Source organism: Stenotrophomonas sp. GD03958 (assembly GCF_029839005.1).
Taxonomy (GTDB): domain Bacteria; phylum Pseudomonadota; class Gammaproteobacteria; order Xanthomonadales; family Xanthomonadaceae; genus Stenotrophomonas; species Stenotrophomonas hibiscicola.
On the sequence record NZ_JAOBZT010000102.1, the window covers coordinates 1 to 10,797 of the forward strand.

At 67.6% G+C, this 10,797-nt stretch carries 8 protein-coding genes; all 8 read left to right on the top strand.

Annotated features, from left to right (window positions below; genetic code table 11):
• The first annotated feature begins 20 nt into the window (after positions 1-20).
• Positions 21-1,118: a rod shape-determining protein MreC gene (gene mreC, locus N5C25_RS19265; RefSeq protein ID WP_279937674.1), complete on the top strand. Its 1,098-nt coding sequence runs from the start codon at positions 21-23 to the stop codon at positions 1,116-1,118.
• On the top strand, positions 1,115-1,600 hold the full coding sequence (mreD, locus tag N5C25_RS19270) for a rod shape-determining protein MreD (protein ID WP_021204559.1): 486 nt from the start codon (positions 1,115-1,117) through the stop codon (positions 1,598-1,600). Before mreC ends, mreD begins: the two co-directional genes overlap by 4 nt.
• 3 nt (positions 1,601-1,603) lie before the next feature.
• Positions 1,604-3,676: a penicillin-binding protein 2 gene (gene mrdA, locus N5C25_RS19275; RefSeq protein WP_021204560.1), complete on the top strand. Its 2,073-nt coding sequence runs from the start codon at positions 1,604-1,606 to the stop codon at positions 3,674-3,676.
• Entirely contained in the window at positions 3,673-4,785 is a 1,113-nt protein-coding gene (gene rodA / locus N5C25_RS19280) for a rod shape-determining protein RodA (protein WP_019660682.1), read from the top strand. Before mrdA ends, rodA (N5C25_RS19280) begins: the two co-directional genes overlap by 4 nt.
• Positions 4,786-4,933: 148 nt before the next feature.
• Positions 4,934-6,028, top strand: a complete 1,095-nt coding sequence (gene rodA, locus N5C25_RS19285; protein ID WP_058982402.1) for a rod shape-determining protein RodA — start codon at positions 4,934-4,936, stop codon at positions 6,026-6,028.
• Between the two features lie 991 nt (positions 6,029-7,019).
• Positions 7,020-8,165, top strand: coding sequence for a lytic murein transglycosylase B (mltB, locus tag N5C25_RS19290; RefSeq protein ID WP_058982400.1), 1,146 nt, complete (start codon positions 7,020-7,022; stop codon positions 8,163-8,165).
• A complete protein-coding gene (locus tag N5C25_RS19295) occupies positions 8,162-9,433 on the top strand; it encodes a septal ring lytic transglycosylase RlpA family protein (protein WP_279937676.1) in 1,272 nt (423 codons plus the stop codon). The genes mltB and N5C25_RS19295 overlap by 4 nt, the downstream gene beginning before the upstream one ends.
• Positions 9,434-9,533: 100 nt before the next feature.
• On the top strand, positions 9,534-10,751 hold the full coding sequence (locus tag N5C25_RS19300; protein ID WP_134729964.1) for a D-alanyl-D-alanine carboxypeptidase family protein: 1,218 nt from the start codon (positions 9,534-9,536) through the stop codon (positions 10,749-10,751).
• Positions 10,752-10,797: the final 46 nt, after the last annotated feature.

Here is a 10,797-nt window from a genome sequence, read left to right on the forward strand (position 1 = left end):
CTGCCAGTTGAATCGTTGCCGTGCCGCCCTACGCCGGTCCTCCCGTCGCCTCCCGATCCGGTGATGCCGCCAGCCCCCTGCGGTTGCTGGCCTATCTCGCGTTGGCCATCACGCTGATCGTGCTCGATGACCAGGCCGGCTGGCTGGCGCGCCTGCGCGAGCAGGCCAACAGCCTGGTGCAGCCGGTCTGGGCACTGGCCGGCCTGCCCGGCAAGCTCGGCAACCAGGTCAAGGATTCCGCCGCCAGCCACAGCCAGCTGGTCGCCGAGAACCGCGAGCTGCGCAACCAGCTGCTGCTGGCCAACGCGCGCCTGACCCGCCTGCAGACCGCCGCACTGGACAATGCCCAGCTGCGCGAACTGCTGAACGTGGCCGAGCGCAGTGGCCTGGACGTGCAGCTGGCGCCGATCCTGGACATCGACCTGGACCCGGTCAAACAGCGCCTGGTACTCGATGCCGGCAGCCGCGAGGGCGTGCATGTCGGCCAGGCGGTGATCGACGCCGGCGGCCTGATGGGCCAGGTGATCAGCGTCACCGGCGGCACCTCTACCGTGCTGCTGCTGACCGACCCTGACCATGCCGTGCCGGTTACCGTGGCCCGCAACGGCGTTCGCCTGATCGTCTATGGCCGCGGCGACACGCTGGAACTGCGCGATATTCCGCTCAGCGCTGGGGTGGAAGTGGGCGATGAGATCATCACCTCCGGTCTTGGCGGTCGTTTCCCGGCCGGCTTCCCGGTCGGCACCATCACCGGCCTGCGACCGGACGACACCCATGCGTTCCTGGTCGGCGAACTGAAGCCGGCGGCGCAGCTGGACCGCGGCCGCGACGTGCTGCTGCTGCGCCCGGGCGCGGCGATCCGCATTCCGCCGGAGCTGCGCCTGCAGCTGGAAGAAACCGCCCCGGGTGGCCCGGCCACCGGCGCCACCGTGCCCGTGGGAACCGCGCCAGCAGCAACGACGCCAGCTCCGGTCAGCGCCCCGGTAGTGCCGGCCGCTGGCCGGCAACAGCCCTCGTCGCAAACGAGGTCTGTTGCCCCCGCATCCTCCCCCGATCCTGCTGCTCCGGTAGTGCCGGCCGCTGGCCGGCAACCGACCACGCCGGAGGCGCAGCGATGAGCCGCCTGCGCGACAACCCATGGGTGCTGCCGGCCAGCCTGGTGGTGGCGCTGCTGCTGGGCCTGCTGCCGTTGCCGGCGCTGCTGCAGCCGCTGCGCCCGTACTGGCTGGCGCTGGTGCTGGCGTACTGGGTCATCGAAGCGCCCGAGCGCGTCGGCCTGGGCATCGCCTTCGCCAGCGGCGTCATCGCCGACCTGCTGTACGGCGGTGTCCTCGGCGAACAGGCACTTCGGCTGGTGATGCTGGCTTTCATCCTGCAGCGCTTCCGCGCGCGCATCCGCTTCTTCCCGATGTCGCAGCAGATGCTGGCCATCGGCGGCCTGCTGTTCAACGACCGCATCGTCAGCGCACTGGTGCACATCCTGGTGGGCGAACCGACCCTGCCGTGGTCGTACTGGTGGGCCCCGCTGCTGGGCATGGGCCTGTGGCCGCTGGTGTTCGTGCTGCTGGACGCGGTGCGCTTCGGCAAGCGCGGGCGCTGAGCCATGATTCCGCGCCGCCAGGTCAAGAATCCACACGCCGAAGCCGAGCAGTTCCGCCGTCGCGCGGCGCTCGGTTTCCTGGGCGTGCTGGTCTGTCTGCTGGGGCTGGGCGGCTGGTACTTCAAGCTGCAGGTGCTTGACCACGACGTCTATGCCACGCGTTCGGAGGCCAACCGCATCAAGCCGCGGCCGGTGGTGCCCGGGCGCGGCATGATCTACGACCGCAACGGCCGCCTGCTGGCCGAGAACGTGCCGGCGTTCCGCCTGGACGTGACTCCGGACAAGGTCAAGGACATGGACGCCACCCTGGAAGGGCTGGCGAAGATCATCAGCATCAGCCCGGAAGAGCTGGAAGCGTTCAACAAGTCGCGCAAGGCGCGCCGCAAGTTCCTGCCGGTCACGCTGAAGCTGCGCATGAGCGACGAGGAGATGGCGCGCTTTGCCGTCGACCGCTGGCGTTTCCCGGGGGTCGAGCTGGAACCCTACCTGACCCGGCGCTACCCGTATGGCGATCTGTTCGCGCACATCATCGGCTACGTCGGTCGCGTCGATGACAAGGATCTGGAAATCCTCGGCGAAGGTAATGCCGCGCTGACCCACATCGGCAAATCCGGCCTGGAGCGCTATTACGAGCAGCAGCTGCGTGGCCGGGTCGGCTATGAACAGGTCGAGACCAACGTGCAGGGCCGCGCGATCCGCACCATCGGCCGGGTGGCCGCGCAGTCCGGTGCGGACCTGCGGCTGTCGATCGACGCCGACCTGCAGCGCGCGATGGTGGCTGCCTTCGGCGACCAGGAAGGCTCGGCGGTGGCGATGGACCCGCGTACCGGCGAAGTGCTGGCGATGGTCAGCCTGCCGTCCTACGACCCCAACCTGTTCGTCAACGGCATTTCCCATGCCGACTTCAAGGCATTGAACGAAAACCCGTCGCGGCCGCAGTTCAACCGTTTGGTGCTCGGTGGCGTCGCCCCCGGTTCCACGCTGAAACCCCTGATCGGCCTGGCCGGCCTGGATTCGGGCGTGCGCCGCCCGGAAGACAAGGTGCTGTCCACCGGCATGTTCTACCTGCCCGGCACTTCACGTGGCTGGGGTGATGCGCATCGCGGCGGCCACGGCTGGACCGACCTGCGCAAGTCGATCGCCGAATCGGTCAATACCTATTACTACAAGCTGGCGCTGGACCTGGGCATCGAGCGCTTCGACCATTACATGGAGTACTACGGCTTCGGCCAGCCGACCGGCATCGACCTCACCGGCGAAATCGGCGGCATCCTGCCGTCGCCGGCGTACAAGCGGAAGACCCGCAAGGAAGCCTGGTTCCCGGGCGACACGGTCAACATCAGCATCGGCCAGGGCGACTGGAAGGTCACCCCGCTGCAGCTGGCGCGCGGCGTCAGCGCGCTGGCCGACGGCCAGCTGCGCACCCCGCACCTGGTGATCCAGCAGCGCGAAGGATTCGACAGCGACTGGACGGCAATGCCGGCCGGCGAAAGCAAGCCGATCAGCCCCAACCCCAACAACGTGCAGGCCGTGCGCGAGGGCATGATGGCGACCATGCGGCCCGGCGGCAGCGGCTGGCGCGTGGCGGTGGGTGCGCCGTACGTGATGGCCGGCAAGACCGGTACCGCACAGGTCATCAGCCGCAAGGGCACTGCTGCAGTGAACCCGAAGAGCCTGCCGATGCACCTGCGCCACCGCGCGCTGTTCGTTGGCTTCGCGCCGGTCGAAAACCCGGTGATCGCGATTGCGGTGGCGGTGGAAGGCGGTGGCTACGGTGGTTCAGCCGCGGCGCCGATCGCCCGCAAGGTGTTCGATGCCTACCTGCTGGGCAAGATGCCCGAAGGCATGCAGCCGCTGGACAGCGAGCGCGGCACCACTGCCATCGGCGCCACCGCGTTCGACAACGAAGACGCGAGCGCGCGCCAGGCCGGCGACCTTGCCGCTGCACAGGTGGGAGAACATCCGGTGCTGATCGGCGTGCCTGCACCGGCGCCTGCACCCGCGCCGCAGCCGGATGCGCAGGCCGCCGCGTTGCCGGCCACGCCACGGCCGACCCCTGCGGAGCCCGCACGATGAGAGTGTTCCTGCGTTGGGCCGGCGACATGCTGCGCCGCTTCTTCAGTACGCTGGACTGGGTGCTGTGCCTGGCCCTCGGCGCGCTGATGGTGATCGGCCTGGCGACCCTGAAGAGTGCCGGAGGCGACAGCCTGGTGATGGCCCAGGGCGCGCGCTTCGCGGTGGGCATGGCGGCGCTGTGGGGCATCTCGCGCGTGCCTATCCTGCGCATCCGCTCGGCCACGCCGATGATCTATGCGATCTCGATGATTCCGTTGCTGGCGGTGTTCGTGCTCGGCACCGGCAAGTACGGCCGGCAGTGGCTGGACCTGAAGTTCTTCTACCTGCAGCCGGCCGAGCTGCTGAAGGTGAGCCTGCCGATGATGGTGGCCTGGTACCTGCACAGGATGCCGCTGCCACCGCGCTTCAATACCGTGCTCGTGGCCTTGGTGATCATCGGCGTACCGACCGGCCTGGTGATGCTGCAGCCGGACTTCGGCACCGGTGTGCTGATCGCCGCCAGTGGCGTGTTCGTGCTGCTGCTGGCAGGCCTGCCGTGGTGGTGGGTCGGGCTGGGCGTAGGCGGCGTGGCCGCGGTCGCGCCGGTGGCCTGGTTCTGGCTGCTGCGGCCGTACCAGAAGGACCGCATCATGATGTTCCTGGACCCGGAAATGGACGCGCTTGGCGCCGGCTGGAACATCATCCAGTCGAAGATCGCGATCGGTTCCGGGGGCTTCGATGGCAAGGGCTGGGGCGAGGGCTCGCAGTCGCACCTGAACTTCATTCCCGAGCAGACCACCGACTTCGCGTTCTCGGTGCTGAGCGAGGAATTCGGCTGGATCGGCGTGGCCACCGTGCTGGCGCTGTACCTGCTGGTGATCGGGCGTTGCCTGTGGATTGCCAGCCAATCGCGCGATTCCTATTCGCGCCTGCTTGCCGGGGCCACCGGACTGGCGTTCTTCGTCTACGTACTGGTCAACGGCGGGATGATTTCCGGCCTGCTGCCGGTGGTGGGCGTGCCGATGCCGCTGATCAGTTACGGCGGTACCTCGGCGGTGTCACTGCTGGCCGGCTTCGGCCTGGTGATGGCGGTGCGCAGCCACAACCCGGTGCACGGCGGCTACGGCTAGCCGCCGCGCTTCCTGCTCCTGATTCTTGTAGAGCCGAGCCATGCTCGGCTGCTTCTGCTGTATGAAAGGCAGTCGAGCATGGCTCGACTCTACAAATGCGGCACCGCGCTGACAGCTTCACGCAAGCACGCATTGCTACCGTGGCCGTGTGGAATGGAAACGACTGCTTGGCGGCTGCCGTGAGGCGGTGCGCACGATCGATCTGCCGTTGCTGGTTGCGTTGTTGATCCTGATGGGCGTCGGCCTGGCGGTGCTGCACAGCGTGTCCGGCCCCGTGGCCGGGCAGGCGGCGCGCTTTGCCGGTGGCCTGGTGGCGATGTGGCTGCTGTCGCGTGTTTCGCTGCTGCGCCTGCGGGCGTGGACACCAGCGTTGTATGCGTTGTCGATGCTGCCGCTGATGGCGGTCTACGTGGTCGGCACCGGCAAATACGGGCAGCGCTGGCTCAACCTCGGCGTGTTCTACCTGCAACCGTCCGAACTGCTCAAGCTCAGCCTGCCGCTGATGATGGCCTGGTACCTGCATCGCCAACCGCTGCCGCCGTCGCCACGCACGGTACTGACGGCTGCGGTGCTGATCGGCATGCCCGCAGTACTGATCCTGATGCAGCCCAACCTCGGTACCGCAACGCTGGTCACCGCCAGCGGCGTGTTCGCCTTGTTGCTGGCGGGCCTGCACTGGGGATGGGTGGCGACCGGGGCAACAGGGCTTGCGGTGGCCGCACCCCTGGCATGGTTCGGTCTGTTGCGTCAGTACCAGAAGGATCGCGTGCTGACCTTCCTTGATCCGTCGGCGGATCCGCTCGGCACCGGTTGGAACATCCTGCAGTCGCGCATCGCGATCGGCTCCGGTGGCTGGGACGGGCGCGGCTGGGGGCAGGGCACCCAGGCCACGCTGGACTTCCTGCCTGAGTACACCACGGACTTCGCGTTCTCGGTGCTGGCCGAAGAGTTCGGCTGGATCGGCGTGGCCACCGTGTTTGCGCTGTACCTGTTCGTGGTCGGCCGCTGCCTGTGGATCGCGGTGCACGCCCGCGACACGCACGCACGGTTGCTGGCCGGCAGCCTGGGCTTGGCGTTCTTCGTGTACGTACTGGTGAACGGCGGGATGATTTCCGGCCTGCTGCCGGTGGTGGGCATTCCGATGCCGTTGATCAGTTATGGCGGTACCTCGGCGGTGTCGCTGCTGGCGGGTATCGGGCTGGTGATGGCGGTGCGCGGGCACCGACCCGTGCACGGGGGATAGGGTTTCCAGCCAACGGCGCCGCCCCTCGTGGGTGACCGCGCAATGCAGTTCATGGGTGGGGCCGGGTAGATGGGCCGCGCAGGGGACGCTGCAAGTACATCCATGTAAGCTCGGTCGCCGCATCCATGCGGCTCACGCCCCTGCGCAGCCCATCTACCCGGCCACGGACAGGTTCCGTGCGCGTCTACCCACGGAGAAGAAAGAGAAGATCAAAAGCAAAGGCGGCCTGGCGGGTCGCTTCATTGCCTTGTGTAGAGCCGATCCATGCTCGGCTCACGAGCAAGCGCAGCGTCGCGACCCGCTTTTGATCTTCTCTTTCTTCTCCGTGGGTGGCAGACCTCCGAAATCTGTCAGAGGCCGGTCGGATTGGGTACGCGGGGGTGTCCGCCGCATGGATGCGGCTGCCAAGCCTCCAGGGACGGATTCACGGCGTCCCCCGCGTACCCAACCCGACCGGCCCACCCGTGGCTTCTGCTTTCCGCGACCACCCCAGACACCACCCACGAGGGGCTGCGCCGTTGGCTGGAAACTTCCTGACTCTGCGCAACGCTCTCTGTGGAAGCGTTCTCACAACGCTGCACGACAGCACACCCGCTGACCAAAGTCCGCAAAAAACGTTAGCTGGTTCACACTTTTACGCCGCGTTGATCTTGATCAATGGACTTGTCGTAATCGGCCTGCACAATGGCGGCCCGTTCGGCACGGCGCGCCGTCAATCGTTGCAGCGCGAGGGGGCGTCGGGCGGGAGCAGTACTGATCCAACGGATACAGGGAGCGCGGGGCACTGCCACTGGGGAGCGGCAGCCGCGCAGGTATCGACCGGATCCGGTCGCCGGTTGCGTCTGCGGGGATGGGGACGCAACCGGCCACCTCTATCTGAATGGGGAAGCCCGATCACGACGTCTTCACATTTCCCGCTGAACGCGGGCAAATCGTTGTGATTCATGGTGTTAGGGGTTTTAATTCATCCATGACCTGCTAACCTGCGACGATGATTCGACGCACTCTGGCCTGCATGCTCACCCTCGGCCTGGTCGCCTGCGCGACCCAGCCGAAGTCCCCACCGTCTTCGCCCCAGGCCAGCAGTACGCCGCGCCAGCCCGCCACCAAGGCCCACGGCCCGGCCGAGGCCGCGCCCGAAGCGGCCGCTGCTACAGCACCGCCGGTCGATCTCACCCCGGTGCCGTTCGAGGTCGCACGGGCCCGCTTTGTTGCCGATACGGCCAAGCGCTATGGGCTGAAGCCGGAGCAGATCAGCAGCGTGCTCGACCAGGCGCAGGTGCGCCAGCCGATCATCGCTGCCATGTCGCGCCCGGCCGAACGGGTCAAGCCGTGGAACGAATACCGGCCGATGTTCATCAGCAAGGCGCGCATCGATGGCGGCCGCGCGTTCCTGGCCCAGCATCGTGCCGAACTGGATCGCGTGCAGCAGCGCACCGGCGTGCCGGCCGAAGTGATCGTGGCGATCATCGGCGTGGAGACCAGTTACGGGAAAAATGCCGGCAACCACCGCGTGCTCGATGCGCTGTACACGCTGGCGTTCTACTACCCGCGCAGTGGCGACCCGGCCAAGCTGGAACGCGAAGTGCGCCGCGAGCTGTTCTTCCGCGATGAGCTGGCCAAGCTGTTCGAGCTGGGCCGTGAGGAAAAGCTGGACATCACCACGCTCAAGGGCAGCTATGCCGGTGCGATGGGCATGGGCCAGTTCATGCCGTCCAGCTATCTCGATTACGCCGTGGACGGTAATGGCGATGGCCGTCGCGACCTGTTCACCAGCTACGACGATGTGTTCTCGTCCATCGCCAATTATTTCGTAAAGAAGGGCGGCTGGGTCCGGGGTGGCCAGGTGGCCGTACCGGCCACGCTGGCGCCGGGGCGCGAGGAGTTCAACCCGACCGAATGGATGCCGACCTGGTCGCTGGCCGACCTGGCCGAGCGCGGCTACCAGCCCAGCGCACCGGTGCAGCCAGGCGCCACGGCCACGCCGATCACGCTGGAAGGCAGCACGGGCAAGCAGTACTGGCTGGGCTTCCAGAACTACTACGCGATCACCCGCTACAACCTCTCGAAGATGTACGCGATGGCCGTGTTCCAGTTGTCGCAGGCCATCGCCGGACAGGAGCTGCCCCCGGCATGAACATCAGATGGCTGGTCCCGAGCTTGATCGTCCTCGCGCTGGCTGCCTGCAGCAGTGCGCCGAAGAAGCCGGCCACGGCCGGCCACGGTGGCAAGCCCAGCGGCACGGTGGTGCAGGGTCGGGGCTCGCGCCCGGCGCATTGCCCGGAAGGCTCGCCCTATGCCGCGGCTAAGGAGGACCCGAACACGCGCGGCAACTACACCGCCGGGGGGCTGTACAAGCCAGGCGTGCGTGACAGCACCCCGGACTACATTCCCAACGTCGCCTGCATTCCCGAGCCGGAAGTGACCGCCGAAGAGCGTTCGGCCATCGGCAACAAGTCGCCGTACGTGGTGCTGGGCAAGTCGTACAAGGTGCTCGACGACACCCGCAACTATGTCGAGCGCGGTACCGCGTCGTACTACGGCGCCAAGTTCCACGGCCGCCTGACCTCCAACCGCGAGGTCTACGACATGTACCAGTTCACCGCCGCGCACAAGACGCTGCCGCTGCCCAGCTTCGCCCGTGTGACCAACCTGGACAACGGCGAGTCGGTGATCGTGCGCGTCAACGACCGTGGCCCGTTCCATGATGGCCGTGTGGTCGACCTCAGTTATGCCGCCGCAGTGAGGCTGGGCATCACCCAGCGCGGTACCGGCAATGTGGAGGTGCGCGCGTTGCAGCCGGGCGAGGGCAACCTGCTGGCGCAGAAGCCGTCGCGCCGCGAGCGCCGTGCCGCCGAAACGGCTGTCGCGGCGGCCAGTACGCGCCCGGTAACGGCTGCGCGTGCCACCGCCGACAGCGACATCGATCGCCTGGTCAAGCGCCTTCCGGCCGACGCCACGCCTGCGCGTGGCCAGCCGGCCACCACACAGGGCGTGGCCAGCGCGGTGCCGGACGTGGCGGTCAGCAGCCTGCCGCCGAGCGCACCGCCGGTGCGCAGCCCCACAATGGCGCCGGTTGCAGTCGCCAGCGCCGCGCCGCGCACGGTCGCGCCGGCCGCAGTGCGTACGGTGCCCGCCTCGGCAGCAGCCCCCAGCCTGTCGCAGCAGGTGGTCGGCGCGGTGATGGTGCAGGTCGCCAGCTTCTCCAGCCGCGACAATGCCAACCGCGCGATGGGCCAGCTCAACGCGGCCGGCATTGTCGGCGCGACCATCAGCGACATCGCCGCCGGTGGCCGCACCCTGTTCCGGCTGCGCGTTCCCGCCAGCGACCATGCCAGTGCCGCGGAACTTGTCGGCCGCATCGCCGGTCTGGGCCTGGGTTCGCCGCAGATCGTCAAGGATTGACCCGCCTGGGCTGGTGCTGCCGGCCCAGGCTCGCCCGGCCTTACAATGGCCGCTTCGTTCCACCCTCCATTCCTGGCCGTCCCCTGGAGCCTGCTGTCCAATGAATTTCCGTTCCGCCGCCACCGCCCTGGCCGCCACCCTGGTGGTGGGCCTGGCTTCCGCCCAGACGCCGCTGCCGACCCCGGCCACGCCTGCGCCTGCCGCCGCCGCTGCCCCGGCCACCGTTGCCACCCCCCCGGCGCCGGTGCCGAGCGTATCCAAGGCCTGGGTGCTGATGGACTACGCCACCGGCCAGGTGCTGGCTGGCGAAAACATCCACGAGCAGCTGGCCCCGGCCAGCATCACCAAGGTGATGACGTCCTACGTGGTTGCCGCCGAGGTCAAGAACGGCAAGGTCCGTGCGGATGACCAGGTGATGATGAGCGAGCGCGCATGGCGCGAAGGCGGCGCCGGCACCGATGGCAGCTACAGTGGCTTCCCGGTCAACCAGACCGCACGCCTGGAAGACATGGAAAAGGGCATGGCGATCCAGTCCGGCAATGACGCCGCGATCGCCCTGGCCGAGCATGTGGCCGGCAGCGAAGAAGCCTTCGCGTCGCTGATGAACAGCTACGCCGCCAAGATCGGCATGAAGAACTCGCACTTCGTCAACGCCCACGGCCTGACCGCCGAAGGCCACCACAGCACCGCCTATGACCTGGCACTGCTGGGCCGCGCGATGGTGCGTGATTACCCGGAAACTTACGCGTACAACAAGATCAAGGAATTCCAGGTCGGCAACATCAAGCAGCCGAACCGCAACCTGCTGCTGTGGCGAGATGGCAGCGTCGACGGCATCAAGACCGGCCACACCTCCGAAGCCGGTTACTGCCTGATGAGTTCGGCGCAGCGCGGCGACCAGCGCCTGATCGCCGTGGTATTGGGTGGTGCGTCGGAAAAGCAGCGCGCTGATGACAGCCTGGCCCTGCTGAACTGGGGTTTCCGCTTCTTCGAGACCCACCGCCTGTACGAGCCGGGCAAGCCCGTGGCCGAGCACAAGGTCTGGAAGGGCACCGCCGACAAGGTGCAGCTGGGCGTGGCGCAGCCGATGCTGGTCAGCGTGCCGCGCGGCCGCTACAACGACCTGAAGCCGAGCATCGACGTGCCCAAGACCCTGGAGGCACCGTTCACTGCCGGTCAGCAGATCGGCACCGTGAAGGTCACGCTGGACGGCAAGGTCGTCGCCGAAGCGCCGCTGGTCGCCGTGGCTGCCGTCGAACAGGCCGGCTTCTTCAAGCGCCTGTGGGACAGCTTCTGGATGTGGTGGGAATCGGAATGATCCACGCCCCGGCGTGGTGAATGAAAAGGCCGGCGTATGCCGGCCT

Coding starts and splice junctions, on each gene's coding strand:
- mreD (WP_021204559.1), top strand. CDS start 1,115: ATGAGCCGCCTGCGCGACAACCCATGGGTGCTGCCGGCCAGCCTGGTG.
- mrdA (WP_021204560.1), top strand. CDS start 1,604: ATGATTCCGCGCCGCCAGGTCAAGAATCCACACGCCGAAGCCGAGCAG.
- rodA (WP_019660682.1), top strand. CDS start 3,673: ATGAGAGTGTTCCTGCGTTGGGCCGGCGACATGCTGCGCCGCTTCTTC.
- mltB (WP_058982400.1), top strand. CDS start 7,020: ATGATTCGACGCACTCTGGCCTGCATGCTCACCCTCGGCCTGGTCGCC.
- N5C25_RS19295 (WP_279937676.1), top strand. CDS start 8,162: ATGAACATCAGATGGCTGGTCCCGAGCTTGATCGTCCTCGCGCTGGCT.
- N5C25_RS19300 (WP_134729964.1), top strand. CDS start 9,534: ATGAATTTCCGTTCCGCCGCCACCGCCCTGGCCGCCACCCTGGTGGTG.